Consider the following 25,815-nt stretch of genomic DNA (forward strand, 5'->3'; position numbering starts at 1 on the left):
TCTCTATCCTCAGCCCGCGTTGGAAAGGGAGTCGGCGGTATCCGACGCCTGGTCGATTCTCGACAAGAGCGATTCCGGGGAGACGAAGAGCTTGTCCAGGCCCAGGTCTTCCGGGGCGAGTCCCAGGGCCAACCCCACCAGCTGCGTGATGTAGAGTACGGGAAGGCGGAACGACCGGTGGTTGGCCTTTTCCACCTGCTGCTGGCGAAGGTCCAGATTCTGCTGGCACAAGGGGCAGGCCACCGCCACGGCGGCCGCGCCGACGCGGACGGCCATGTCCAGGATCCGCCCTGTGAGGCCCGTCACAATGGGGTTGCGGGTAACGCCGTAGGTGGCCCCGCAGCATTCTGTCTTGAAGGGAAAGTCGGGCACCGTGCAGCCGATGGCTTCCAGAATCCGGTCCATGGACACCGGATTTTCCGGGTCGTCGAACTGGGCGAAGGAGGCCGGGCGGGTGAGCAGGCATCCGTAGTAGGGCACCACATTGGCCCCGGTGAGCGGGTGGCGGACGGCCTGCGCCAGGGCTTCCGGCCCGATCCTTTCCAGGAGCAGCTGCAGGATGGAGACGACCCGCACACGCCCGTCAAAAGAACGCCCCAGGGCGTCCTGGAAGCAGGCAGGGTCTTCGCGGTACTTTTCCAGGCTTCCCTTGAGCGCCTTCAGGCAACCGGGACAGGGCGTCATGACCACGTCCAGCCCCGCGTCTTCTGCCAGAGCCAGGTTGCGTCCGGCGAGGGCCGCCGAAAGCAGGGGAGTGTAGCCATGGGCCGGCGTGGAGCCGCAGCAGTTCCAGTCGGGAATCTCCACCAGTTCCAAGCCCAGGGCACGGCACACCGCCCGGGTGGAGCGATCGTATTCCTCGGCCAGTCCTTCCAGGGAACAACCCGGATAATAGGCGACGGTTCTCTTCATCGGCTTCGCATTCCCTTCGGGTCCCGTTCAAGGCTTTGTTGTCAGGAGCCCGATGATTGTTTTTCCCGGGGGGAGGGCCTTTGGCGTGTGGGGGGCGCCCTTCCCGCCCGGAACCCCTGGTCACGCCCCGTCAGCGCGGGACGTCCTAGCGTTGCGGCTGAGCGTCCACGAATCGGCGCACGATGGCGGCCACTTCCTTGCGTCCCCGGATGCGCTGCGGCATGAGGGCCAGCTTGCCCTTTCGAAGCACCTGCGGGGCCAGGTCCGCGTCGGTCAGAGGCTTTCCGGTCTTCAAGTTGTACGCGGCCAAAAGCCCCGTTTCGAACACGCGGCCGAAGGCGGCCACGGACTTCAAAAATTCGTCGTAGAAGAGCCGGATGTCCTTTTCGCTCACCTGGCCGGCCTCCACGGCCATGACCCGCAGCGTCTCCATGACCCGGGCCACGTCGATGTTGCACGGGCACCGGGTGGTACACGCCTGGCACTGGGCGCACAGCCAAATGGAACGGCACCGGAGGACCATGTCCCTCTGGCCCAGCTGGATCAGGCGCATGATCTGGTTGGCGGGAAAGTCGTAGACGTGGGTGTAGGCGCAGCTGGCGCTGCAGTTACCGCACTGGTAACACTGGGAGACGCGCTGCCCGCTTTCGCGTTCCACCCGTTCTACGAATCCGGCGTCGCGGCTTTCCTGGATGCGAAGGAGGTTCTGGCCGTTTTTCATGGCGTGTCCGATTCCGATGCGTTGCTGGTTCTTCCCACGCAATGGCTCAGCTACTGCTGCCTTCGTAACCGAAATCGATCAACAGCTGCTGGTACTCGTACTTTACCCTCTGGTACATGCGGGCGTTTTCGATGGCCATGGCACACTGCTGGGCCACGGCCGCGGCGTACTGGATCTCCAGATCGTGGAATGGTTCCCGGTCCCCGGTGAAGATGCGCAGCACCCCGATCACCTTTCCGCGCACCTGCAGCGGGATGGACAGGATCTTGCGGATCCCTTCCTCGATCACCTCCGCCCGGTACTGGATGCGAGGATCCGTGTAGACGTCCTCGATCACCACGATGTGGCCGGCCATGTTTTCGGCGATGCTCTTCTGGGCGTCCACGGGGCCCTTGTTGAGGAAGCGCTCGCTGAGCCCGCAAGCTTGAGCCAAGTACAGGGTGTTGGTCTTGTTGTCAAGGAGCCGCACCGAGGTGCCCAGCACTCCCATGACCTCCGTGATCTTGGTGACCACCAGCTTGAGGACCTTGTTGATGGTGAGCGTGGAATTGATGGCCTGGGCGATCTCCTGGAAGTTCTGGAGGTAGTGGCGTTCCCGTTCGATGATGCCGTGCACCCGGCGTTCCCAGGCGAGGGAAAGGAAGGCGCGGCTGGTCAGCGCCTTGGCGAATTGGATTTCTTCCTCGGTGAGGGTTCGGGGTTCTTGGGAAAAGAGGACCACCATGCCCAGGGGCTCTTGGTCCACCTCCATGGGAAGGATGGCGGCGGCCCGGATGCCTTCCACCATCATGGCTTCGTAATCGCCGTTGTCTTCGGCTCGCACATCCTTGATCTGCACCACCTGGGGGGGAACCGCGGCGCAGACGCTGCCCGGAGCGGGCTTGGAAAAGAGGAAGTGCTCGGTGAGCCCGTAGCTGGAAAAGAGCTCCAGGCGTTTGCGTTCCGGGTCGTAGACCTTGACCACCACACCCTTGAGTTCCAGGGCCTCCGTGAGACGTCGCGCGATGAGATTCATGACGCTCTGGCTGTCGACGCCGTCACACAGGGCCTGGCTCACTTCCACGAACGGCTTCAGGATCTGCTGCGCTTCCATGGGCACCTCTTTTCGCTTCAAGCCCGGGACATCACGCCATCGGGCCGGGACGTCGTGTGCCGGTGTCCGCGGGCGGCTGGGGGCATCCACTTTGGTGGTGAGTCCAAAAGGCCCCTCAAGGGCTTCGAGGGGCCACTGAATGAATAACCATTCATTCGTGGCCCATGCTATCCAAACCATGGGCCGCTGGTCAAGGCAAAAGATGAAGGAGGGTCGGTGGGGCCGATGGCGTTTTTTGAGGGCCAGGGTCCAGGCTCGGACAGGTGACGGCGGAGGCCGTTGTGTGGTCTTTTGGATCCAGTGGGCGTATATAGGTGAGGGTGGGAACGCGCACGACTGCCGGCACCTGCAACGATAGGCTGTTTGCGAAGGGAGAATCCCGTGGGAAAAGACGCGTCGGCCCTTGAAACGCTTCGGGAAACGGGCAGACGGCTCGGTGGATTTCTCGGATTGCAGCGCAGCACCGTGGGGGTGCTTTCCATGGTGGTGCTGGTGGGCCTGGGCGAGCGGATGGCCGAGCGCTTCCTGCCCATCTATATCATGGCCCTGGGCGGCGGGGCGGTGGCCGTCGGACTGCTGCAGGCCATGGACAATCTACTCTCGGCGCTCTATTCCTTCCCGGGGGGCTACCTTTCGGACCGGATCGGCGTCAAGAAGTCGCTGCTCTTCTTCAACCTGGTGGCCATGGCGGGATTCGCTGCGGCCATCGTGGCGCCCACCTGGCAGGCGGTGCTGGCCGGAGCGGTGCTCTTCATCTCGTGGTCGGCCATTTCGGCTCCAGCCACCCTGAGCCTGATCTTCCGGGTGCTGCCCCGGCACAAGCGTGTCATGGGTGTGAGCATGCACTCGCTGGTGCGGCGCATCCCCATGGCGCTGGGTCCCGTCTTGGGCGGCCTGTGCATCAGCCTCTGGGGAGAGACAGACGGGGTCAGGGTGGCCTTCGGCGTTGCGGTTTTCATGGCGGGGGTCGCCCTGGTTCTCCAGCAGAAGATGATCGAGACGGACGGTGGCGGCCGGGATGGCGCCGCTGCCAGCGAACTGAGGCCCGAGAAGAGCCCGCTCAAGCTCTTTCGCCTCATGAACCGGCCCATGAAGGGGCTGCTCGTCTCCGACATCCTGATCCGCTTCTGCGAACAGATCCCCTACGCCTTTGTGGTGGTCTGGTGCATGAAGACCATCGCCCAACCGGTATCGGCCCTTCAGTTCGGACTGCTGACCACCATCGAGATGACCACGGCCGTGCTGGTCTACATCCCGGTGGCCTACCTGGCCGATCGAAGCACCAAGAAGCCCTTTGTGCTGCTCACCTTCGTCTTCTTCACCTGCTTTCCCTTGGTGCTCCTGTTCTGCCGGTCTTTTTCCTTCCTTGTGGGTGCCTTCATCCTGAGGGGTCTCAAGGAGTTCGGCGAACCGACCCGGAAGGTGCTGATCATGGAGCTGGCCCCTGAGGGGTGCAAGGCGGGCATGTTCGGCCTCTATTATCTGATCCGCGATGTGGTGGTGAGCGCCGCCGCGTTGGGCGGGGCGTTCCTGTGGCGGATCGGCCCGGAGGTGAACCTGATGGCCGCCTTCGCCTTCGGCGTGGTGGGAACGGTGGGCTTTGCCTTGTGGGGAAAGGACATGCCGCGATCGAAGCCGTGATCCGAGGCGCGCCATGGCCCGGGAACGGACTCCAGTTCCGGATGGGGTGCGGTGTCGAGCCTGCGTGCCTTCGGGCCGTGTCTGGGATTCCCAAGGGGTGAGGGCAAGGCGTCTTGGACGGTCTGGAGGCCCACCGGAAGGGACCGGTGGGCCTCAGAACCCGGGAATCGTCTTGCTTTTTGGGGGATGCTGTGCTACCCACCAAAGCCGATCGGCGTGGTGTTTCGTGGCGTCGGGGCGTAGCGCAGACTGGTCAGCGCACCTGCCTTGGGAGCAGGGGGTCGGCGGTTCAAATCCGCCCGCCCCGACCAAGCAGTCGATGAACTGGCCGGCCTCTTGGGGCCGGTTTTTTTGCCACCTGGGACGTAACGACTCCTATTCCAGTTCCGGTAGAATGATGGTCATTTTTACTGCGATAAGTTCCCGGCGTTGCACCCTCTCATCCTGTCCTCGTCAATAGGGATTCGGATATCTGCGGTCTTCCACAATTCCAGGTGGTATTCGTTCCGATCCGATGAGCAGGCCAGGATCACTCTGGTTCCGTTGTTCTTCGCTTTCTGCACAGCCGGTACGAAGTCGCTGTCGCCTGCAACCAGGATCGCGGTGTCGATCCTTTCCTTGGCGCTCAACTCAACGCGATCGATGCTCAATAGAACATCGACCATCTTCTGATTGAAGCTCGATCCTCTTTTCTCGAGACGTCCGAGGCGCACCTCAAAGCTTTCCTGGTTGTCTATGAAGTGCACGAATCTTTGGAAGTTCCTATAGCGTTGCTTCTCATCCTCTGTGGGTGAGCTGGATTGGTAAGGGGGTGATCCCGTCAGCTCATCTCCATATCCCCTGCTCAGTAAGGGTAAAAGATGGCCCCTTGTTACCCTCCGACTCCCTCCCCTAGCTCCTCCCACCAAGGGGGGGAACGTTTAGGAACCTATCAAGCTCCTAGTCCTCCCTTTTGCTCACCACCATGACGTCGGCTTCCGTTTCTTCCGACACGGGACCGGTGAGGTGGAGGCTGAAACGGCTGAAGAGCCAGATTTCCGGCAGGATTTCGCTGATGAGTTCCCCGTCGTCGAAGACGCGCACGATGGAACTTTCGGAAACCACCACGGCCACCGCCCCGGTTTGGTGGGTGATGGAGGCTGCCGCCATGTGACGGCTCCCCAGGCCCAGGGGCAATGAGATCCCCTCCGCGGTGGCGTTGAGATAACGGCAGGCGGAAAGCACCACGCCTGTGTCGGAGACGATGAAGGCCCCGTCCAGCTGGGCCAGTTCCTTGATGGTTTCCCGCATGTCCGGGTCTTGGATGGATTTGACCTCTTCCGGATGTCCGTAGAGGGGATCCAGGATGAGTGTCCGGGAACGCTTGAGGACCTCCTGGGCGTCGGAGACCACAAAAAGGGTGCCCACCTTGCGGCCTTCGCGGCCTTCCCGGGCGATTTCCACCGCCAGGGTGATCACGGCTTCCAGAGTCTTGGGATTGACGCCGCGTCTTTGAGAACAGACCGAGTCAAAAAGGGGGCTGTCCAGGCCGGGCCTTCCTTGGGCGCCGGGAAAGGGGGGCCATAACTTTCCATGCCGAAACGGGGCCATGAAGGGGTATCCTCCTTTGGAATCGGCTTCAATCCTGGGAGCGGATCCGGAAAAAAAGCGGGTTTTCCTTACTCCGGCCCTACCCGGCCCGGAGTCCGGTCCTCGAAACCCGTTGCCAGGAGAGGGCCGGGGGGATATGCGTATCTTAACGGCCAAAGGCGTTGAGTCCAAGTGTGGCGATGACGTTCAGTGCGGGGGAAGAGACGATGGTTCGAACCATGGCGGTGATGACCAGCGGAGGGGATGCTCCGGGTATGAACGCCGGCGTGCGCGCCGTGGTGCGGCGGGCTTTGGACGGCGGCATGGACGTCTACGGTGTCTTCAGCGGCTACGAGGGCCTGGTTGCCGGAGGCGATGCCATACGGCCTTTGGGCTGGAACGATGTGGGCGGCATTCTTCCGCGGGGCGGCACTTTTCTGGGAACGGCCCGGTCCGAGCGGTTCCGAACGGTGGAAGGCCGAAGGCAGGCGGTAAAGAACCTGTGCGAGCGGGGTATCCAGGCCCTGGTGGTCATCGGTGGGGACGGATCCCTCATGGGAGCGCGGGTGCTGGCGGAAGAGTGGCAGATGCACTGCGCTGAGCTGGGCCAGGAGGCACCGGCCGAGGGCCGTGCCGGGATGCCCGAGCGGTTGCACGTGGTGGGCCTTCCCGGGTCCATCGACAACGATCTGTACGGGACCGATATGTCCATCGGTGCCGACACGGCCCTGAACCATATCGTGCATGCCATCGACGATCTCACCTCCACGGCCGCCTCCCATCAGCGCACCTTCATCGTGGAAACCATGGGGCGCCATTGCGGCTATTTGGCGCTCATGGGCGCCCTGGGCGGCGGGGCCTCCTGGGTGCTGGTGCCGGAAGAAGAGCTGGATCTTCGGTGGCATGAGAAGATGAGTCGAGCCATCGAGCGGGCTCGAGCCATCGGCCGTCCCCATCAGATGGTGGTGGTGGCGGAAGGGGCCCGTCACCCGGACGGACTGCCCATCCGCACGGAAGAACTGAAAAGGATTCTCGCCGAACGGCTGGGGATCGACGTGCGGGTGACCGTGTTGGGGCACGTGCAGCGGGGAGGCCCGCCTTCGGCCTTCGATCGCATCCTGGCCACCCGGCTGGGGGTGGCGGCGGTGGAGCTGCTCATGGGCGCCGGCCCCGAACCCCTCTGCCACATGGTGGGGCTTCAAAAGAACCGGGTGACCACCACGTCCCTTTCCGAGGTGGTGGAAAAGAGCCGTGCGGTGGGTCGACACATCGACCGTGGGAACTACCAAGAGGCCCAGCGGCTTCGTGGCGAGGGGTTCGTCCGGACCTTGGATCTGGTCAAGACCCTGACCCGCATCGAACCGGCCGCCTCCCGCCAGGAAGAGGGCTGTGTGGCGATCCTCACGGGCGGGGCCGACGCGCCGGGAATGAACACGGCGGTGAGTATCGCGGCCCGATGCCTCCTGAACGATGGATATGCGGTGCTGGGCGTTCGGGACGCCTTCCGGGGGTTGATCGCGGCGGACTTCCAGCCGCTGGAATGGAACCAGGTGACGGGCTGGGTCAATCGGCCCAGTTCCGAACTGGGGACGGCGCGCCATGAGCTGAGCGGCTCGGATCTGGAGCGGATCGCGCGCAACATCCAGGCACACCACATCCGTGGGCTCATCGCCGTGGGCGGCCTGGGGGCCTACCTGAACGCGAAGCGTCTGATGGAAGGGGCGTCCTCCCATCCGGCCTTGGCCCTTCCCCTGGTCCTGATCCCGGCCACCATCGACAACAACCTGCCGTGCACCGAGTTTACCATCGGCTGCGACACGGCTCTCAACAATATCGTGCAGGCCCTGGACAAGATCCGGCACACGGCTGGAGCAAACCGGCGGGCCTTCGTGGTGGAGGTCATGGGACGCCAGAGCGGGTTCCTGGCCCTGGCCGGGGCGCTGGCCTCGGGAGCCGAGAAGGCCTACCTGCCCGAACGGGGCATCTCGCTGGCCGAACTCAACACGGATGTGGAGGCCTTGAGGGAAAGCTTCCGCTGTGGAAAGCGCATGGTGATCTATTTACGAAACGAAAACGCCAGCCGCCACTACACCACGGATTTCATCGCCCGGCTCCTGGAAGAGGAGAGTCGGGGGCTTTACCAGGTTCGCACCGCCATCCTGGGCCACCTGCAGCGGGGGGGCTCGCCCACGGCCTTCGACCGCATCCTGGCCTGCCGCATGGGGTCGGCCGCGGCCCGAGAGATGGGCCGCCTGCTGGAAGAAGGGGCTCGGGACGGGGTGGCTCTGGGGCTTCGCGGCCGGGGTGTGGAGGCGATTCCTTTGGGCGAAGCGCTGGAGGCGCTGGATCTGCAAGCGGGCAGGCCGCGCCGGCAGTGGTTCTTGGAATTGGACAGCGCGGCCCAGATCCTGGCCAGATCGGCGCCTTCGTGCCTGGTGCAAGGAGAAGGGGAGTCATGAAACGGTTCACGTTGACGGTGCTTGCGGCGCTGATCCTCTTTCTGGGGGGATGCGCCCACGTGATCTCGCCGGCCGTCCGCCGGCAGGCCCAATGGGATCTGAGTGTTTCGGAAGTTCAAAAAAATCCCGACTATTACCGGGGCAAGGTGGTCATCTGGAGCGGGCGGATTCTTTCCGGGGAAAACTTGAGCACGGCAACGGTGCTGGAGATCCTGCAGCTTCCGGCGGACCGGCAGGGAAGACCCCGCGACTTCACCCGTTCCGAAGGCCGCTTCCTGGCCCGGGACAAGCGCTTTTTGGATACGGCCCTCTACGCCCCGGGCCGCCTGGTCACGGTGGCGGGAACCGTGGCGGGCGCGGAAAGGCGCCGGGTGGGCCAGGTCCCTTACACCTACCCGGTCCTGGATGTGCTGGAACTCCACCTGTGGCCCCAAGAGTCCCAACGGGTTCGGGATCCCTACGCCTGTGATCGGTATCCGCCCATCTGGTGGCACTTTTATTTCGGGCACGGCTGGTGAGCCCACCGGGTCAGTAGAGTCCCCACAGCTTGGGCAGGTAGAGGCTCAGGGACGGAAAGAGGATCACCAGGATGAGGGCTGCGGCCATGGCGGCGATGAAGGGCAGGGCGGCCGCCGATGTCTTCTCCAGGGGGGTGCCCGCCAGGTTGGTGGTCACATACAGGTTGACGGCCACGGGGGGCGTGAATTGGCCGATGGCCAGGTTCAGTGTCATGACCACTCCGAACCAGAGCGGATCCCAGCCGAAGTGGGCCACGATGGGCAGCAGGATCGGCAGAAAGACATAGTAGATGGAAATGGCGTCCAGGAGCATGCCGGCCACCAGGATGAGCCCGTTGACCATGGCCAGCACTACCCACTGGTTGTGGGACAGGGTGAGCAAGGCACCGGCGATCCGTTCCATGACCCCCAGGGTGGCGCCCGCCCAGCTATAGAGGCCTGCCAGAGCCACGATCAGAAGGACCACCGCCGAAGACAGCGCCGCGTCCACCAGGATCTGGTAAAAGGCCTTGAGGTCCAAGGTGCGGTAGACCCCGAAGCCCAGCACCATGCCGTAGAAGACCGCCACGACGGCCGCTTCGGTGGCCGTGCAGATCCCGCCGTAGATGCCGCCCAAGATGACCAGCGGGGCCATGAGTCCCCAGAAGGCGTCCTTGAAGGCGGCCCAGAGCTCGCCCAGGTTCCCCCGCTCTGCGCCCATGTAGCCCCGGCGTTTGCTGATCCAATAGGCGGGAAGGATGAGTGAGAGCCCCGCCAGGATGCCGGGAAAGACCCCCGCCGCGAACAGGGCCGGCACCGACGTGGTGGTGATCACCCCGTAGAGGATGAAAGCGATGCTGGGGGGCACCACGATGGCCGTGGAGCCTCCGGCGGCGATGAGGGCGGCGCTGAATTCCTTGTCGTAATTCTTGCGGGCCATGGCCGGAATGAGGACGGCGCCCATGGCCGCGGCATCCGCCGGCCCGGACCCGCTCACGCCGCCGAAAAAGACGCAGACCAAAACGGCCACGATGGCCAGCCCCCCGGGGATGGACCCCACCAGCAGGCTCGCCAGGTTCACCAGCCGCTGGGACACGCCGCACCGCTCCAGGATCATGCCGGCCAGGATGAAAAACGGAATAGCCAGCAGGGGGTACTTGGCGATCCCCGCGTAAAAGTTGGATGAAATCACCGGGATGCCCAGGTTGAACTGCCAGATCATGAAGATGGCCACACCACCCAGAGCCACGGCGATGGGGATGCCGAAGAAGAGGAGCACGACAAAGAGGAAAAAGAGCCAGAACGCTGCATCCATGAAAGATCCACCTGAGGGAAAGGTTTGAGGAGCAAGGGAAACGGTGACGGAGCCTGTCTGACAAGGGGTTCTCGGCCCTTTTGAGCTTTCCGGCCGGTTGAAATGCCACCGGGCCTTGTGGTGTTTTCGTAATTCTCAGACAACCTTGTAGGGACGGGTTCGGAACCCGCCCCTGCTGTTGCAAGGCCAAGCTGGCAAGGCGAGCCTGCTCGGGAGTCCCAACCTTCCGTCCGCTCAAGAAGGGAAGAACCTGGGCATCCTCGGACAACCTCCTAAGGCCGCTCGCCCCGATGGCTTCTTCCGTGTCACCTTGTTTCTTTGGCCTTGGAAGGCCCCTTTTCCCGCCCCCACAGCTCCACCGTTCGCTCCACGGCCCGAACCATGACGAGGACGCTGCCCAAGGGAACGGCCAGCGTATAGATCCACTGGGGCACCTCCAGGGCTTCGGACAGGGTCTCCAGATCCATTTCGTCACGAATCTGAAAGATCCCATAGTAGGTGAGGGTCCCGAAGACAAAGAAGACCAGGGCCAGGGAAAGAACCGACACCACCTGCCTGGCCGGCCGGGGAAGCCGTTCGTAGACGAACTGGAGCCCCAGATGGAGGCCCCGCCGGAACGCGGCGGCACCTCCGAAGAGCGTGAGGTAGACCAGGGCGCCCACCTCCACTTCTTCCGTAAAGGCGAAGGAGTAGTTGGTGAGGTAACGGATCACCACATTGACAAAGGCGATGAGGGCCATCACCAGGAGAAGAAGCGCGCAGGCGCTCTCCTCCAGATGGTCCCACAGCCAGGAAAGAGCGCGTCGGATCACTACCGGCTCCATCCCCTCAGCGGCCCAGGATCTTCTCGGCCTGGGCCACCAGGTCCTCACCGATCTTCTTGCGCCACTCATCGTAGACCGAGCGGGTCTTTTCCCGAAAGGCCGCCCGCATCTGCGGCGTGAAGACTGTCACCTTCATACCGTGGTCACGAAGGGTCTGGAGCGCCGGCATGTCGCCCTCCAACCCCTTTCTCGCCTGGGCCACTTCCCAGGCGCAGGCATCCGCCGCCGCCTGCTTGATGATGGCCTGGTCTTCCGCAGAAAAGGACTCCCACGTCTTCTTGCTCACACCCAGGATGAGCGGGTCGATGGCGTAATGCCAGATGCTGATGTATTTGTGCACCTGCCACAGCTGGTAAGGAATGATCACCGCGTTCACCGGGTTTTCCTGGCCGTCCACGGTGCCCTGCTGGAAGGCCGTCTGGGCTTCGCCCCAATTCATGTTGATGGGGTTGGCGCCCAAGGCCCGAAAGGTGTCGATGAAGATGGGCGATCCCACCACACGCACCTTGAGGCCCTGCAGGTCTTCGGGGGAGTTCACCGCATGCTTACGGTTGGTCAGTTCCCGGAAGCCGTTTTCACCCCACGCCAGGCCCACCACGCCCTTCTCCTCGATCTGACGGAAGAGTTCCTGACCAGGGGCGCCGTTTTTCACGGCGTCCAGCTGTTGGTAGTCTTCGAAGAAGAAGGGCAGGGCGAAGAGGTTGAGAGACGGCACCTGGGGCGACCAGTTGATGGTGGAGGCCAGGGCGAAATCGATGACGCCTTGGCGCATGAGCAGAAATTCATTGGTTTGTTTGCCCGCAAAGAGCTGTCCGGCGAAGTAGCACTTGATGTTGATGCGCCCTTGGGTCCTCTCGCGCACCAGGTCGGCGAACTTCTGCGCGCTTTCCCCCCAGGGACCCTTGGGGCCCACCACGATGCTCATCTTGTACTCGTCCTTGGTGCCGGCCGCCCCCACCGGCGGAAAGCTCAAGGACAGAGCCGCCGCCAACACGACAACCACCGCCAGAAAGCCTCTTTTCATAATGCGCTCCTTCGTTTGTGAGGTTGACGGAAAGGGAGTCGGCCGACGGGGGCACGGGGCCTCGCCGGCGGTCCCCAAGCCTTGGTGGGATCAGGCCGCCGCTGCCCTAAGCGAGGGATCTCGGCGACCCTATCAAGGTCCTCAAAAAGTGCAATGGCGCCCCGGGGGATGTCAACCCAAGAGTCGAAGGGCGGGGAAGAAATGTGGCTGTAATTTCAAGATATTTAACATTGCATGATTTCAAGAAACCGTTTGCGCCCTTGCTATCCGCATTTCGGATTAGGGATTGCGGATCCGGCAGGGAAGGGCGCGCACCTGGGGGGTGGCCATGACGGGATCGGTTTCGTCCACGGGGGTGAGCCGGTTCACGTTGGCTTCCGCCCAGCCCCGCAGGGGATCCTCCGTGCGTTCGGGAAACCACCAGCCGTAGTCGGCTAGGATCACCTTGGGGTGCACCCGCTCCGTGAGGTGGGCCGCCTGGGTCATGGCGCCCCAAGGGGTTTCCACCAGGACCTTCTGGCCTTCCCGGATACCCCGTTCCCGGGCCGTCTGGGGGTGAAGGTGCACGCGGGGTTCCGGGTGGCGTCGGCGCAGGCGTTCCAGGTGCCGGTAGGCGGAGTGGAAGAAATCCTTGGGTTTTCGACTGGTGAGGAGCAGGGGAAAGGCGTCGCTGAGGGGTTGGGGTTCTCGTGCCCGGGGAAGGGGGGCAAACCCCCACTTTTCCAGCAGACTGGACCTGAGTTCCACCTTGCCCGAAGGGGTTTTGAAGCCTTTTCCCATGTAGGTGCGGACCTTTCGAGGTCCGAACAGCACGCCCTTTTCCCTGAAGTCCTCGTAGGAAAGTCCCGACGGGGCCAGGATGGCGTCCAGGATGTCTTCGGGCCGATCCCAGAATCGATCCTGGAATCCCATGCGTTTTCCCCATTCGTTCAGGATCCATAGATCCGAGCGGCATTCCGGCGGGGGATCCACCAGTTTGGGGCGGGCGGTTACGAATCCATGGGGCAGGCCGTAGTGGCCCAGATCGTTCATCTCCATGGGCAGGGCCACGGGAAGAACCAGGTCGGCCAGGGCCGCCGTGGGAGTGAGTACCTGATCGGCCACGGCCAGGAAATCCAGCCGGCAAAGGGCCTCCCGAACGGAGTCCGCGTCCGAGTAGGTCATCATGGGGTTGGTGCCCTGGGTGTAGAGGCAGCGGATGGGATAGGGGCTCTGGTCCAGGATGGAGCGGATGAGCATCCAGCCGGGCACGCTGATAAGCCGCGGGATGATGCCGTGGTGGTGGTTCAAAAGCTTTCGGGGCCGACCGGGGAAGGCGTCCAGGGCCATGAATTCGCTCAGGCGCAGGAGCCGCGGGGCCTGGGCTCGGATGTTCCCGCCTGGTTCTTCCAGATTGCCGGTGACGGCCATGAGGTGCACCAGGGCCTGGCAAGCGGCCGCGCTGTTGGGGGTATGCTCCACGGCGTTACCCCACTGGAGGCAGGCCGGGCGGGAGGTGGCGTAGAGCCGGGCGGCGTTCACAAGTTCTTCCCGTTCGATCCAGCAGGCTTGTGCCACCCGTTCGGGCGTGTACGGTTCCACGGCGCGGGCCAGGTCCTCCAGGCCCACCGTCCAGGCATCCACGAAGGCCGTGTCCGCCAGTCCTTCCGCCAGGATCACGTGAAGGAAGCCCAGGGCCAGGAAGTCATCGGTTCCCGGCCGGATGGGAAGCCACATGTCCGCCCTTTCAGCAAGCGCGGTGCGGTAGGGATCCACCACCACCAGGCGGGCGCCGCGGTCCAAGGCGCTCTTGAGGTGGCCGCCCAGGACCCCTTCTTCGTTGGTGCGCATGGGGTTGCTGCCCCAGAGCAGGATGCACCGGGTGGGGCCCTCCAGGTCCGCCACGGGAAAGAATCCGCAGGTCACCAGGGCCATCTGTTCCCGCGGCATGTGGCACACGTGCTGGGTGCCCGCCACGTTGGGACATTGGAGCAGGTTGGCCAGCCGGAGGAGCAGGAAGAATTCCGGGCCCTTGGGAGCGCCCTGGGCGAAGGCCACGGCTTCCGGGCCGGAATCTGCCATGGCCTTTTGAAAGGCGGAGGCGAGTCGGTCCAGGGCTTCATCCCAGCCGATTTCTTCCCACTGGCCGGAACCGCGCGCCCCCTTTCGTTTCAGCGGCGTTCGAAGCCGATGGGGACTTTCCAGGCGCTCGGCGGCCGAAAGCCCCTTGGGGCAGGCCCATCCACGGCTGAAGGGATCGTGGGGATCGGCAACGACCTGGGTCAGGCGGCCGTTTTGGACCTGGACCTTCAGGCCGCAGCCGCCGTGGTCGAACCGGGCGCAGTGGGTGCTGAACCATCCGTTGCTCATGGCAGACTCCTGTTACGCATTACCCATCTCGTCCAGTTCCTTTTGGGCCTCTTCCAGGATCCGGTTCAGTTCCAGGGATCCGTCTGCCACCCGTTCCAGGGCCCGGGCCACCGATGGCAAGCCTTCTTCCTGGGCCCTTTGCGCCCACTGCCGATAGGACTGCACGTGGTCTTCCGTGTGGTGAATCCAGTGGTGGATCATCCGGGCCAATTTTTCCCGGGTGCTCAGGGGCTTTTCGGTTTTGTCGGCGGTCGAAGGGTGCGGATGGTCATGGCTCATGGGGCTTCCTCGCTTGGAAAAGAGAGGGTTGAGTGCTGGAAAGGTCAGTCTGGGACGGACCAACACGGCCGGGTCCATCATGGAGGAGCCCGGCCGGGTCTGTCAATGACCGGATTCGTCCGGTCACTTTATGTCGGTGGTTATTTCATGTCGGTGGTGTGCACCCAGAAGACGGCCCCGATCTCCACGGGCTTCTGTCGGCCGTCTTTGGGCAGGGTCCAGGATGCTTCGCTCAGCGCCGCAAAGCCCCACCAGCCCGCTCGCGGCATGGCGTAGGTGAAAACGCCGTTGGCGTCGGCCTTGATCACCTGGGTGACGAAGGCGTCGGCCGGCGCCGTTACCCGGGACGGATTATGGGGCGACCCATTGAGGTATTCCACTTCCACTTCCGCAAAGGGCACGGGCTTTCCCTTGAGGAGAACCCTTCCTGTGAAGACGTTGCCGGTCCAAAGACCGTAGGGCCGGGTCAGGGGGATGATCTCCGTTTCCAACCCCACGGGCCGGTCCCATCCTTCTTCCAGTCCCAGGGCTTGCACGCACACCTTGGTGTAGTGCACGATGAACTTGTCTTCGGCCGGTTCCCAGTAGGGTTCCGGCTCCACGAAAAAGATGTAATCACCGGGCCTTTTGATGGTATAGCGGGTTTCCCAGTAGGTGTGGGCCCCTTCCTGGTCGGCCGAACGGGCCTTTTGAGGGGTCAAGGTGTCCAAGAGATCCGTTGTCTTGCCGCGGCTCATCACGGCGAAGCGCCTGGGCTTGGCCATTTCCATGTATTGGCCTTCAAAGGGGTGGAGAAATTTTGCCTGAACGGTGATGGTCTTGGAGTCGTGGGCCGAGATGATGTCGTCCGAAGGCAGGATGAGGCCGAAATGGGCCAAGGCTCCCGGCACGGGGTACGCCAAGAGCGCCAGGGCGACCATCAGGATCTGTAAGAGACGGGAACGGAATCGCATTGTTTCCTCCTTGATTGACGGATAGGGTTCGAGTCTGCGAAAACACAAACCAGAGCCTGGCGGCCGTTTCTTCGGTCCGCTCGGTGAGGGTCTTCTTGACCTTGGATTGGTTTTTTGAAGCCGGTTTCAGGAAAAGGGCACCTTCAGGTGGGGCGGTGAGGGAAGTTCCTGCTTCCCAATCGCATGTGCAATGTGTCGCAGGCAGTACCTTTTGTCAAGGGATATGGGGATGGGAAAGGAGAATAGGATCATGGCTCAAGGGGTTTTCGTCCAAGGGGACATGGCCGATTATCGGAGCGATTGTTGATCGGGTTTTCTGGACGTAAGTTTACGTCTTCGTTTCGTGAAGCCCGGCGACACCTTCGCCGTGCTGGTCACTTCCGAGCAGCGCCCCAAGATGGAGCGGGTGGTGGCCCACAACGGCGGCCGGGTGCTGGAAATGGAAGAGGTGGAACCGGGATCGGTGCGTATGGTGATTGCCAAGGCGCCGTGAAACTCGAGGCCGGCTTCCCCTCCGAAGCATTTAGGGCTTGACCCCGGCCAGGCGACCTGATAGGAATAGTTTCACAATTGAATCGAGCGGTCAGGTGCCCGGCCGTGGGCTTAAGAGGGAATCCCGTGCGAATCGGGAGCGGTCCCGCCGCTGTGAACGGGGACGAAATCCGCGCAAAAGCCACTGCTTCTCTTTTTGAGAAGCGGGAAGGTGCGGAGAGTAGGGCGATCCGTGAGCCAGAAGACCTGCCTGACCGAAGGGAAGCGGGGCACGGGTGTATGCCTTGAGCTTCCGAGCGCAAGGACCAAGTGAAACTGGGTGCAATCCTTAGAGCCGCCGGCTCTAGGGATTTTTTTTTGGGGAAAGGACGGCCCATCCTTTCCCCGGCACCACCCTCCTCATCGTTTCCTTCAACCCCTAGACCGCCCGCGGGGGTTCCAACCGCCGCGGGCGCCCTTCCCCGAAAAGGAGATGGACCCATGAAGAGAGGCTTGATCGTCTACGTGACAGGAGGGGCCGAACTGGCCGATGACAGCTGGGGTATCTATGCGTGCATGGACCGCTATGCGGCTCACGAGGTGGGGGTGGCCCGCGACGAGTCGGAGATCGCCTACAACTGGTGGCGCATGGTCGTCCGGGGCATGCAAGAGGTGATGTGTGTGCGGGCCCGGGTGGATGGAGACGGCATGGAACTGATCGGAATGCCCCTGCGCCTTTGTGGTTGAAACGTGCTGGCAAAATCGTTGGGTGACACTTGTGCGGATGCAAGGAGGTGGCCTATGCTGAAACGGTTGACCGTGGTGATGGCTGTGATGGTGATGGTGGGTCTCCTGATGGGAGGAGCGGGCGTGTCCAAAGCGTGGGCGATGCATGGCAAGGCAAGGCATCAGAAGCAAGCCATCCTGATGGTGGCCTTCGGTACCAGCGTGCCGCAGGCGCAGAAGGCCTTCCAGATCGTCGACGAACGGGTGAAAGAGGCCTTTCCGGGTGTGGAGGTCCGCTGGGCCTACACGTCCGGCGTGATCCGAAAGAAACTGGCCGCCCGGGGAACCTCCATCGATTCTCCGGAAATGGCCTTGGCTCGGCTCATGGACGACGGGTTCACCCAGGTGGCCGTCTGCTCCCTGCACACCATCCCGGGAGAAGAATTTCATGAACTTTACGGCAATGTGCGCCTGTTCGCCCAGATGGCCGGCGGCTTCGATCGGGTGAGCGTGGCGCGGCCCCTCCTGTCTTCTTATGAGGACATGACCCGGGGGGTCACGGCCCTGCTGGATCAGGTGCCCGCAGACCGTAAACCCGCAGACGCCGTGATCTTCATGGGCCACGGCTCGGGACACCACCCCGCCGACGCGGTCTACACGGCCATGGATGCCCTTTTTCAAAAGGCGGATCCCAACGCCTTTCTGGCCACCGTGGAAGGCCACCCGACCCTCCAGGATGTGATCCCCATCCTCAAGGCCAGAAAGATCACTCGGGCCTATCTCGTCCCCTTGATGCTGGTGGCTGGGGATCACGCGCGAAACGACATGGCGGGGGATGAGCCGGACAGCTGGAAATCCGTCCTGAAGGCTCAGGGAATCCAGGCCGTTCCCGTCCTGCGCGGGACCGCCGAGATTTCCCAGGTGGTGGACGTGTGGCTCGATCACTTGCGCCAAGTGTTGCGTGCTCCTAAGGAGTGAGACGCCTTGGAGGCCGGGGCGGTGTAGCTGCACGGGACGTGGGCGACACATTTGCCGCAGACGTCCACCAAGGGGAGGTCGGCGTAGTGCCGGTCGTTTTCCAGGAGCCGGGCGTAGCAGCGATGCCGGTCGAAGCCGTCCCTTGTCAGTGCGCCATAGACGCAGCGGGAGATGCACTGGGCGCATTCCTTTCCCGCCTTGGCCAGGCAGAATTCCCCTGTGGGACGGGGCGTGGGCGCCAGGGCGCAGGACGTGACCAGACTTCCCAGACGGCCGCAGCAGCCGGCCGGGGTGATGATCTGGTGATGGAGCCCGAAGGTGCCCAAACCGGCGATATAGGCCAGGTGCTTGTGGGACCAGCGGCTCAGGAGCCGTTGTTGGTCGAAGTTATGGGTGGCGGGAGTGACGGCGCTTCGATGACCTTCCTCCGCCCATCGGCTCTGGAGATGGTCGCAGATGCGGCCGATGAGGGAATTGGTGGCCACATAGGCTTGGGCCCAGGCTCGGGAGGCGAAGCCGGCGGCGTCCGCCCTGCCGGCGGCATCCGCCCTGCCGGCGGCATCCGCCCGGTTGGAATGGACCACGTCCTTTTGAAACGGTAAGAAGAAGACCACCACGGACCGGGCGTCCGGCAGTAAGTCCCGGGGAAGGAGGTGGTCCGGGGCCGCCACCCGCGGCAGTTGGTCGAAGAGGGGGTCCTGGGCGGAGGCGATCCCCACCTGCACGGGGCGCCTCCAATAGTCCGAAGACCGGCCTTCCCTGATCCATTGATCCATGATCCCTTCGATTTCCCCGGCGATCCATTCCTGAGCGTTCATCGACTGTCCGTCCTTTCCCTTACTGACGAGCAGGGCGTATTCCATGCGTCCAATTGCCGGTTTCTTTCCCGGAAAGACAGTGGTAACACATGGCGGCGGGAAAGCAAGCCCGGTGAACAAAGCCGGGGACCAACCGGAGGTGGAGGACGCGTGGGTGCGCAAGGTGCGGATGAGGCACGGGTTTCCGTGGGCGAGCTGGAACGGCGGGCCCGCCGCTGGGATGTGCTGGTCACGGTGGTGCTGGCCCTGACCCTCTTGATTCCCCTTCCCTTCGTCTCCTTTCGCGCATGGCCGGGAGGGGAGCTCATGTTGGTGCGGCCCGTGCTTCCCTGGAGTTCCTTTCGACTGTGTTACCTTCCGGCGGGAGGGGACGGGCCGGTGGAGGAGCTGTACCGGTTCACGTGGGACGGAAAGATCGTTCCCGGAGGCGGGGAGCTGACACACGCTGCGGCGCTGGAATCATGGGAGGCGCCGCTTTTGGGTTGGCAGGGCCAACCCGAATTGGAGCTCACCACCCTCTATCGAAACGGCCAATTCCTTGTGGTGCGCACCCGGTGGCGTCCCCTGGTGGTCTGGCCGTTGGCCATGCTCGTGAGTTCCTGGAAGGATCACGACGGAGGGTTCCAGGGCGGAGCGGCCGGCCGGTAGGTGATGTGGATCCGGTCCGGGTCGATCCCCGAATCCAATAGCGCGACCACCTGCCGCAGGCTCCGGCGCAGCTTATGAAGCGCCGTGTAGGAGGAAACCAGGGCGAAAGGGGCGCCCTCCAGTTCCGGATAGGCCTGGAGGAAGGCGGCCAGAGCCGCCTCCACGGCGATCAGGCCCTGGTGGTAATTCCTTTCCAGAAGCTCCACGGAGGCCAGGTTGCTCAAAAGGCCGAAGCGCAGAGTCACGTCTTCCACCTCCAGCGACAGGCCCTCAAGCAGAAGGCGGCGGGCCTTCCCGGTGGCTCCGTGGTGCAGGTGGATGTGGGCGGCGTCCCGGCAGAGCTGGGCCTGGAGCCGGGTCAGGCCGTGGGCGCGGGCGTGGTCCAGGGCTCGCTGGAGGTAATGGAACGCCGGGATGAAGTGCCTCCGAGCGCAGGCCCGGTAGGCTTGGGTGGCCCAGAGCAGGGTCTGCTCCCGCGCCCTTTCTCGTGTCTCATGGTCCATCATTTGCTTGCCTCGCGGTCCTATTACGATATAGTGGCCTGTGGAAAGACACGCCGCCTTGACCTCCCCTGGGAATGGAAAGCATGCATCCTGTGCACCCGCCACGATCCAACGAAGAGGTTCTTCGACTCGTGGGCGACATCCCGCCCTTTCCCCGGGTGGTGGACCGCCTTGTGGAGCGCGTCAAGGATCCCCACGCCACCATGACCGAACTGGCGGAGATCATCTCCGTGGATCCGGCCCTGAGCGCCTATGTGCTCCGGATGGCCAACTCGCCCCTGTACCGGCGGGGTTACGCCGCCGCCGTGACCCTCACCGTTTCCCGGGCCTTGCATATCTTGGGGCGACGGGCCCTGGAGTCGGTGGTTTTGAGCTATGCGCTCAAGAGCCTGCTTCGCCCGTCGTCCCTGGTGGAAAGCCTCCTGTGGGAACACTGTGTGGCGGTGGCCGTGGCCGCTTCGGAGATCATCCGTCGGGTCCATTCCAAGCAGATGGAAACCGCCTACGTCTGCGGCCTGCTGCACGATGTGGGCAAGGTGATTCTCAACGCCCGGTTTCCCGACCCCATGCGGGCCATCATCCAAGATCAGTATAACGACAACTGGGAGCCGGGCAACCAGCCGTCGGTGGTCTTGGAAAAGGATCGTATGGGCGTGGATCACTGCCAGGTGGGGGCGGTGGCCTTGGATGTGTGGCAGTGCGGCGAGGAGGCGGTCCTGTCGTGCGCCTACCACCACAGGCCCCGGGATGCGGCCCGCCGATCCATCCTGCCCACCGTGGTGCGCATGGCGGACCTGGTGGCCCAGAAGCTGGAATACGGTCCCGTGCGGCGACCGGAGCTGGATCTGTCGGCGGTCCAGCGGGCCATCAAGGCGGCAGACAAAGACTTCACGGCCCTTCTTGAAGGCGTGCAGGCCAGAGTCCAGGAGGTCCTCCAGCTGTTCGGCGACCCGTGAGATCCACACAAAAAAATCGCCCGACCCTAGCGGGCCGGGCGATTTTCGCGTTCTTTGGAGCGGGAGACGGGCTTCGAACCCGCGACCCTCAGCTTGGAAGGCTGATGCTCTAGCCAGCTGAGCTACTCCCGCTTGAACGGACGTTATCTAACACGCTCCGCCTTCCTTTTCAACGGAAATTTTGCCTTGCCTTTTGGGAGGGAACGTGGGATTTGACATTGTGAAACATCGTTTTATTCGGCCTGTGGTCCCCGCCCTTTCGCGTTCGGATCCCCAACCGGTGAGGAGGAAGCATGGAAAAGCATTACGAGGAATCCATCGCCAAGGTGAACATGTTGGAGGTGTTCAAGGCGCGTCGGATCGTGGAGCGGGTCCTGACCCGGACGCATCTCACCGCGTATCGGCGTCTGTCGGAGGAATTGGGCGCGGAGGTGTACGTCAAGCACGAAAACCACCTGCCCACCAATTCCTTCAAGGTGCGGGGGGCGGTGAACTTCATGGCCCAGGTGCCCCCTCAGGTGGTGCGTAACGGCATCGTGGTGGCCACCAAGGGTAACCACGGGCTGGCGGTGGCCTGGGCGGCTCAGGAAAGAGGAATCTTTTGCAATGTGGTGGTTCCGGAAAACAACAACCCGGAACTCAACGCCAACATCCTGGCCACCGGAGCCCAGCTCATCGAGCAGGGAAGCGACTTCTATGAAGCCCAGGACTACTGCGAGGAGCTGGCGGAAAACGCCGGCTACTACTACCTGCGCCAGGGCAACGAGCCACTGCTGATCACCGGCATTGCCACCCTGGGCCTGGAGATCTTCGAAGAGCTTCCCGACGTGGAGGCGATTCTCATGCCCATCGGCGGTGGAACGGGCTGCGCGGCGCTGGCCACGGTGATCCAAGGGATCCATCCCCAGGTGGAGTTGATCGGGGTGCAGGCGGCCAACATGCCGTCCTTCTACGAATCGTGGCGCCAGGGAAAGAAGGTGGTGGTGCCGGCGGCGGAGACGGTGGCCGACGGCCTGGCGGCTCGGTCCGCCTTCGAAGTCCCCTGGGCCATCCTCAAGGATTGCATCAGCGACGTGGTACTGCTTTCTGAAGAGGAACTCCTGGAAGGGGTGCGGCTGGCCGTGCGCTATACCCAGAACCTGGCCGAAGTGGCGGGAGCGGCTTCCCTGGCGGCCGCCTTCAAGATCCGCGACCGCCTGCGGGGAAAGAAGGTGGTGGCGGTCATGACGGGCGGAAACATCAGGGCGGAGCGCCTTCGCGATCTTTTGTGAGCGGCCCGTCCTCGGCGTTCCCGTAGGCTCTCGGCCGCGCCCACCGGCGCTTTCTGCTTGCCGGATGACGGATCGCGGCTCCCGGACTGCGGGATCTCACGCGGCCGACCGGCATTCCAACACCACCCGATCGGCTCCGTCCTTTTCCTTCAAATAGACGTTCACCTGTTCGTCCGGAAGGGTTTCCAGTTCCAGACCCACGAAGTGGGCGCAGATGGGCAATTCCCGGTGCCCCCGGTCCACCAGGGTCGCCACGCGCACCCTTCGGGGCCGGCCGTAGTCCATGAGGGCGTCCAGGGCGGCGCGGATGGTCCGACCCGTGAAAAGAACATCGTCCACGAGCACCACGTCCTTGTCGTCCAAGGAGCCGGGGAGCCGGGTGGCCCGGACCACCGGCTGGGTGTGAAGCCGGGACCAGTCGTCCCGGTAGAGGTTGATATCCAGGGTGCCGATGGGGACTTTGCGGCCGTGTTCCGTGTCCAGGATCTGGCCGAGCCGATGCGCCAAATAGACGCCTCCCGTGTGGATACCCACCAGCACCAGGCCTTCGGGGTCGTCCAGGTCGGCGACGATCTGCCGGGCCATCTGGCGCAGGGCCTCTTCCATCTCCGTATGTTCCATGACGATCCGTTCTCGAAACTGTCGTCCCATGATGTCTTCACTCTCTCGCGGGGCGCACCGAAAATGAAAAGGGCACCTCTCGGCACCCTCTGTCCGGAAGGCCTTTCGGCTCTTCTCCCAATACTCTCTTACACTAGGAAAGTGGGATCCGCTTGTCAACCGCCGTGCTGCCGGCTTGGCCGGGCCGCTTGAGGGGCGGGTTCGGAACCCGCCCCACCAAGGCTGTCTGAGAATTCTAAAAGCAGCACAGGGCCGGTGAAATTTCAACTGGTCAGAAAGCCACAAAAGGCCGAGAGGCCATTGTCAGACAGCCTTCTCGGCAGATGTTCCCGGCCATCGGTCCATGGTCTTGGGATCTCCGTTCCCTTGGCTTGACCCCGCCGGTCACCCTCTGCTATCAGGGAAACCCGTTGAAGCCCGCTTTCGGACCATGGATGATGCATGACGGAGCGCGGCGGTTGGGATGGATGTTCAAACCTTTGGGGAGGATGCGCGTTGGGAGCCAAGAAGATCAAGGTCAAGAAGAAGCCCACGGAAAAGGCCGATGAAATCCTCGGCTTTTCGGATCGCCTGCTGGAATGGGGCCGGGACAACATGGCCTATCTGGCCGGAGCCGTCGGGGGGATCGTCCTGGTGGTGCTCATTGTCTGGGGCGTGGGGCTCTACAATCAATCCAAGGAGCGCAGCGCCGCTCGGGAATACGCCCGGATCACGGCGCAGGAGCCGGTGGATCCCGCCAACGAAGAAGCCTTGAAGGCCAGGCTGGACGCCTTCAAGGGCTTTTTGGAAAAGCACGAGGGAACGGGGGCCGCGGTTCTGGCCGCGGTGGACCTGGGGCGCCTGCTCCAGGAGGCCGGCCGCTATGAGGAGGCGCTCCAGTGGTATGATCGGGCCGCCCAGGACCTTCCGGAGGGCTCGGCCCTGGATCTGACGGTGGACTACGGTCGGGCGCTCGCCCTGGAGGCCATGGAGCGGACCGACGAGGCGTTGGCCGCCTGGGGCGCCCTGGCGCAAAAGGCCGATGACGGCCTGAAGAGAGAATGCCTGTGGCACCAGGCCCGCCTGGCCGCTCGGAAGGGCGACAAGAAAGCCGCCCAGGGCTACTACGACCTGGCGCTCCAGGCCCAGGGGGCCTATCCCGGAAAGAGCTTGCTGGAGGCGGAAAAAAACGCTTTGTAGGGCCTCCGCACCGCCGTGCGCCGAGGCGGCTTCCGGAAACGGTCGATTCGGTGGGCCAGCAGCGGCCTGAGCCGGAGAGGTCCCATGGATTGTCCCTTCGGGCTTTTCCGAAAACGCCCAGGTTCTTCACTTATTGTGCGAACGGAAGGTTGGGGTATCAGGCGCGCCCGCGCTACGGGCCTTGCCATGCGGGAGTAGGGCCGGGTTCCGAACCCACCTCTGTCAGGGCTCCCGAAGAGCCACAGGGCACATTGGAATTGCAACCAGTTGGAAATCTCCCGATGGCTGGAAGGCCATTGTCGGACAGGCCCCTTCGCTTCCGGGCGGCGACCGCCATCTTTGTCCTTGACAGCTTCCGGGCGCATTGGCTAATGAACGGGGACACGAAACGGCAACCATTGCGACACACGGAGACGACGAAACGGTCATGGACAATCGGTTCTTTCGCTTTCGCTTTTTCGGTTTTTTGGGCGGCTTCTTTTTTAGGAAGTCCGCCCATGGCCGGGAAAGGTAGGCGAAGAGGACCTTAACCGGGAAAAAAGCAGCCATGGGTGGACGGAAGCAGAACCCATGGCTGTTTTTGTATGATGGGCCGTGGGTTCCCAGGAACCCCGGCCTTTTTTGTTGGAAGTTGGAAGGTTGGTGCAGGGGAAACCCCTTGGGGAAAGGAGAAGAGAAGCCATGATTCACGACATCGAATACGAAACCATGCCTCGCGAAGCCTTGGAAGCCATCCAGCTCAGGCGGTTGCAGACCACGCTGCAGCGGGTCTATGCCACGGTGCCGTTCTACCGGAAGCGCTTCGACGACGCCGGCTTCAATCCGGCGGACATGAAGACTCTGGACGATCTCAGACGGGTGCCCTTCACCACCAAGCAGGACCTTCGGGACAACTACCCGTTCGGACTTTTCGCCGTGCCCATGGACAACGTGGTGCGCATCCACGCCTCGTCGGGCACCACGGGAAAGCCCACCGTGGTGGGCTACACGGCCCGGGACGTGACCACCTGGTCGGAGCTGATGGCCCGGTCCCTTTCGGCCGCCGGGGCCACGCGCGGAGACATCATCCACAACGCCTACGGGTACGGTCTGTTCACGGGCGGCCTGGGCGTCCACTACGGGGCGGAACGCCTGGGGGCGTCGGTCATTCCCATCTCGGGCGGCAACACCAAGCGCCAGATCATGATCATGAAAGATTTCGGTGCCACCATCCTCACCTGCACCCCGTCCTACGCGCTGCATCTGGCGGAAGTCGCCGAAGAGGTGGGCGTGGACTTCAAGGACTTGAAGTTCAAGGCGGGTATCTTCGGGGCCGAGCCCTGGTCGGAAAAGATGCGCCAAGAGATCGAAAAGAAGCTCAACCTGGACGCCTTGGACATCTATGGGCTGAGTGAAGTGATCGGGCCGGGTGTTGCCGTGGAATGCCTGGAAGCCAAGGCGGGCCTACACATCTTCGAAGACCATTTCATCCCGGAGATCATTGATCCGGAAACGGGTGAGGTGCTGCCTTACGGGGAGACGGGCGAGCTGGTCTTCACGTCCATCACCAAGGAGGCCTTCCCCGTGATCCGCTACCGCACCCGCGACATCACCAGTCTCAATCCCGCGCCCTGCATCTGCGGCCGGACCCACGTGCGCATGAACCGCGTGAGCGGCCGCACCGACGACATGCTCATCATCCGCGGCGTGAACGTCTTCCCGTCCCAGATCGAAAGCGTGCTCATGGAAATCGAAGGGGTCGAGCCCCACTACCAGTTGGTAGTGGACCGGGAAGGCACCCTGGACATGCTGACGGTCATGGTGGAGGTGGGTGAAAAGGCCTTTACGGACGAGATCAAGGGCCTGCAGCACCTGGAAAAGCTCATCGCCAAAAACATCAAGGAGTACCTGGGGGTTTCTGCTAAAGTGAAGCTGGTCGAGCCCAAGAGCATCGCCCGGAGCGAAGGCAAGGCCGTGCGGGTGATCGACAACCGTAAGCTCTAAGCACCGGCGCTTGGGACGGCCGCGG

General features: G+C 63.2%; 25 protein-coding genes, 2 tRNA genes and 1 riboswitch. Of the genes, 12 read left to right on the plus strand and 15 right to left on the minus strand.

Going from position 1 to position 25,815, the window contains the following annotated elements; genetic code table 11:
• Positions 1–9: 9 nt before the first annotated feature.
• From B9A12_RS01415 to B9A12_RS01425, 3 genes are all read right to left on the minus strand, one after another.
• Complete coding sequence (locus B9A12_RS01415; protein WP_084055757.1) at positions 10–912, minus strand: CoB--CoM heterodisulfide reductase iron-sulfur subunit B family protein; 903 nt, start codon at positions 910–912, stop codon at positions 10–12.
• Positions 913–1,057: 145 nt separating this feature from the next.
• A complete protein-coding gene (locus tag B9A12_RS01420; protein WP_084055758.1) occupies positions 1,058–1,633 on the minus strand; it encodes a 4Fe-4S dicluster domain-containing protein in 576 nt (191 codons plus the stop codon).
• Positions 1,634–1,679: 46 nt separating this feature from the next.
• Positions 1,680–2,726, minus strand: a complete 1,047-nt coding sequence (locus tag B9A12_RS01425) for a GAF domain-containing protein (protein WP_170920257.1) — start codon at positions 2,724–2,726, stop codon at positions 1,680–1,682.
• A gap of 381 nt (positions 2,727–3,107) precedes the next feature.
• Between B9A12_RS01425 and B9A12_RS01430 the strand changes: the two genes are divergently transcribed.
• Both B9A12_RS01430 and B9A12_RS01435 read left to right on the plus strand, forming a co-directional pair.
• Entirely contained in the window at positions 3,108–4,367 is a 1,260-nt protein-coding gene (locus tag B9A12_RS01430) for an MFS transporter (protein WP_212636783.1), read from the plus strand.
• A gap of 233 nt (positions 4,368–4,600) precedes the next feature.
• Positions 4,601–4,678, plus strand: a tRNA-Pro gene (locus tag B9A12_RS01435).
• Positions 4,679–4,774: 96 nt separating this feature from the next.
• Here the strand turns inward: B9A12_RS01435 and B9A12_RS01440 are convergent.
• Together B9A12_RS01440 and B9A12_RS01445 are read right to left on the minus strand one after the other, a co-directional pair.
• Positions 4,775–5,272, minus strand: a complete 498-nt coding sequence (locus B9A12_RS01440; protein WP_281247892.1) for an NYN domain-containing protein — start codon at positions 5,270–5,272, stop codon at positions 4,775–4,777.
• A gap of 34 nt (positions 5,273–5,306) precedes the next feature.
• The gene (locus tag B9A12_RS01445) at positions 5,307–5,957 is read right to left on the minus strand and encodes a DNA integrity scanning protein DisA nucleotide-binding domain protein (RefSeq protein WP_084055761.1); all 651 of its coding nucleotides are present in this window, start codon (positions 5,955–5,957) and stop codon (positions 5,307–5,309) included.
• A gap of 206 nt (positions 5,958–6,163) precedes the next feature.
• Here B9A12_RS01445 and B9A12_RS01450 point away from each other — a divergent pair, with 206 nt between their 5' ends.
• Both B9A12_RS01450 and B9A12_RS01455 read left to right on the plus strand, forming a co-directional pair.
• Positions 6,164–8,395, plus strand: a complete 2,232-nt coding sequence (locus tag B9A12_RS01450; RefSeq protein ID WP_212636784.1) for a 6-phosphofructokinase — start codon at positions 6,164–6,166, stop codon at positions 8,393–8,395.
• Positions 8,392–8,913: a Slp family lipoprotein gene (locus B9A12_RS01455; protein ID WP_084055762.1), complete on the plus strand. Its 522-nt coding sequence runs from the start codon at positions 8,392–8,394 to the stop codon at positions 8,911–8,913. The genes B9A12_RS01450 and B9A12_RS01455 overlap by 4 nt, the downstream gene beginning before the upstream one ends.
• A 10-nt stretch (positions 8,914–8,923) precedes the next feature.
• Here B9A12_RS01455 and B9A12_RS01460 read toward each other — a convergent pair whose 3' ends face one another.
• The 6 genes from B9A12_RS01460 to B9A12_RS01485 form a co-directional block, all read right to left on the minus strand.
• Positions 8,924–10,207, minus strand: coding sequence for a TRAP transporter large permease (locus B9A12_RS01460; protein ID WP_084055763.1), 1,284 nt, complete (start codon positions 10,205–10,207; stop codon positions 8,924–8,926).
• Positions 10,208–10,512: 305 nt separating this feature from the next.
• Positions 10,513–11,019 (minus strand): TRAP transporter small permease, encoded by a 507-nt coding sequence (locus tag B9A12_RS01465; RefSeq protein ID WP_212636785.1) that lies wholly within the window; start codon positions 11,017–11,019, stop codon positions 10,513–10,515.
• 16 nt (positions 11,020–11,035) lie between these two features.
• On the minus strand, positions 11,036–12,055 hold the full coding sequence (locus tag B9A12_RS01470) for a DctP family TRAP transporter solute-binding subunit (RefSeq protein ID WP_084055765.1): 1,020 nt from the start codon (positions 12,053–12,055) through the stop codon (positions 11,036–11,038).
• Between the two features lie 279 nt (positions 12,056–12,334).
• Positions 12,335–14,404 (minus strand): molybdopterin-containing oxidoreductase family protein, encoded by a 2,070-nt coding sequence (locus B9A12_RS01475; protein ID WP_084055766.1) that lies wholly within the window; start codon positions 14,402–14,404, stop codon positions 12,335–12,337.
• Between the two features lie 12 nt (positions 14,405–14,416).
• Positions 14,417–14,683, minus strand: coding sequence for a DUF8180 domain-containing protein (locus tag B9A12_RS01480; RefSeq protein ID WP_084055767.1), 267 nt, complete (start codon positions 14,681–14,683; stop codon positions 14,417–14,419).
• Positions 14,684–14,823: 140 nt separating this feature from the next.
• Positions 14,824–15,636 (minus strand): DUF4198 domain-containing protein, encoded by an 813-nt coding sequence (locus tag B9A12_RS01485; RefSeq protein ID WP_084055768.1) that lies wholly within the window; start codon positions 15,634–15,636, stop codon positions 14,824–14,826.
• Positions 15,637–15,979: 343 nt separating this feature from the next.
• Here B9A12_RS01485 and B9A12_RS16855 point away from each other — a divergent pair, with 343 nt between their 5' ends.
• The 3 genes from B9A12_RS16855 (at position 15,980) to B9A12_RS01495 (ending at position 17,811) form a co-directional block, all read left to right on the plus strand.
• Complete coding sequence (locus B9A12_RS16855; protein ID WP_170920259.1) at positions 15,980–16,129, plus strand: hypothetical protein; 150 nt, start codon at positions 15,980–15,982, stop codon at positions 16,127–16,129.
• 75 nt (positions 16,130–16,204) lie between these two features.
• Positions 16,205–16,396, plus strand: a riboswitch (cobalamin riboswitch).
• A 212-nt stretch (positions 16,397–16,608) separates the two neighbouring features.
• On the plus strand, positions 16,609–16,854 hold the full coding sequence (locus B9A12_RS01490; protein WP_084055769.1) for a hypothetical protein: 246 nt from the start codon (positions 16,609–16,611) through the stop codon (positions 16,852–16,854).
• A gap of 54 nt (positions 16,855–16,908) precedes the next feature.
• Positions 16,909–17,811: a sirohydrochlorin cobaltochelatase gene (locus B9A12_RS01495; RefSeq protein WP_084055770.1), complete on the plus strand. Its 903-nt coding sequence runs from the start codon at positions 16,909–16,911 to the stop codon at positions 17,809–17,811.
• Here B9A12_RS01495 and B9A12_RS01500 read toward each other — a convergent pair.
• Positions 17,775–18,629, minus strand: a complete 855-nt coding sequence (locus B9A12_RS01500; RefSeq protein WP_212636786.1) for an epoxyqueuosine reductase — start codon at positions 18,627–18,629, stop codon at positions 17,775–17,777. The two genes, B9A12_RS01495 and B9A12_RS01500, sit on opposite strands and share 37 nt — an antisense overlap.
• Positions 18,630–18,779: 150 nt before the next feature.
• Between B9A12_RS01500 and B9A12_RS01505 the strand changes: the two genes are divergently transcribed.
• A complete protein-coding gene (locus B9A12_RS01505) occupies positions 18,780–19,277 on the plus strand; it encodes a hypothetical protein (RefSeq protein WP_084055771.1) in 498 nt (165 codons plus the stop codon).
• Here B9A12_RS01505 and B9A12_RS01510 read toward each other — a convergent pair.
• Positions 19,238–19,783, minus strand: coding sequence for a hypothetical protein (locus B9A12_RS01510; protein WP_084055772.1), 546 nt, complete (start codon positions 19,781–19,783; stop codon positions 19,238–19,240). The genes B9A12_RS01505 and B9A12_RS01510 overlap by 40 nt on opposite strands.
• Before the next feature lie 80 nt (positions 19,784–19,863).
• On the opposite strand from B9A12_RS01510, the gene B9A12_RS01515 reads away from it, so the two are divergent.
• Positions 19,864–20,736: an HDOD domain-containing protein gene (locus B9A12_RS01515; protein ID WP_170920260.1), complete on the plus strand. Its 873-nt coding sequence runs from the start codon at positions 19,864–19,866 to the stop codon at positions 20,734–20,736.
• Positions 20,737–20,791: 55 nt separating this feature from the next.
• Here B9A12_RS01515 and B9A12_RS01520 read toward each other — a convergent pair.
• Positions 20,792–20,868: transfer RNA gene (locus B9A12_RS01520), tRNA-Gly, on the minus strand.
• Positions 20,869–21,029: 161 nt separating this feature from the next.
• Here B9A12_RS01520 and B9A12_RS01525 point away from each other — a divergent pair.
• The gene (locus tag B9A12_RS01525; RefSeq protein WP_084055774.1) at positions 21,030–22,007 is read left to right on the plus strand and encodes a threonine ammonia-lyase; all 978 of its coding nucleotides are present in this window, start codon (positions 21,030–21,032) and stop codon (positions 22,005–22,007) included.
• A 96-nt stretch (positions 22,008–22,103) separates the two neighbouring features.
• Here the strand turns inward: B9A12_RS01525 and pyrR are convergent, their stop codons facing one another.
• Positions 22,104–22,658: a bifunctional pyr operon transcriptional regulator/uracil phosphoribosyltransferase PyrR gene (gene pyrR, locus B9A12_RS01530; protein ID WP_084055775.1), complete on the minus strand. Its 555-nt coding sequence runs from the start codon at positions 22,656–22,658 to the stop codon at positions 22,104–22,106.
• Positions 22,659–23,123: 465 nt separating this feature from the next.
• Between pyrR and B9A12_RS01535 the strand changes: the two genes are divergently transcribed.
• Together B9A12_RS01535 and B9A12_RS01540 are read left to right on the plus strand one after the other, a co-directional pair.
• The gene (locus tag B9A12_RS01535) at positions 23,124–23,807 is read left to right on the plus strand and encodes a YfgM family protein (protein WP_212636787.1); all 684 of its coding nucleotides are present in this window, start codon (positions 23,124–23,126) and stop codon (positions 23,805–23,807) included.
• A gap of 681 nt (positions 23,808–24,488) precedes the next feature.
• A complete protein-coding gene (locus B9A12_RS01540; protein ID WP_084055777.1) occupies positions 24,489–25,790 on the plus strand; it encodes a phenylacetate--CoA ligase family protein in 1,302 nt (433 codons plus the stop codon).
• The last annotated feature ends 25 nt before the right edge of the window (positions 25,791–25,815 follow it).

This window comes from Desulfacinum hydrothermale DSM 13146 (genome assembly GCF_900176285.1).
Taxonomy (GTDB): Bacteria; Desulfobacterota; Syntrophobacteria; order Syntrophobacterales; family DSM-9756; genus Desulfacinum; species Desulfacinum hydrothermale.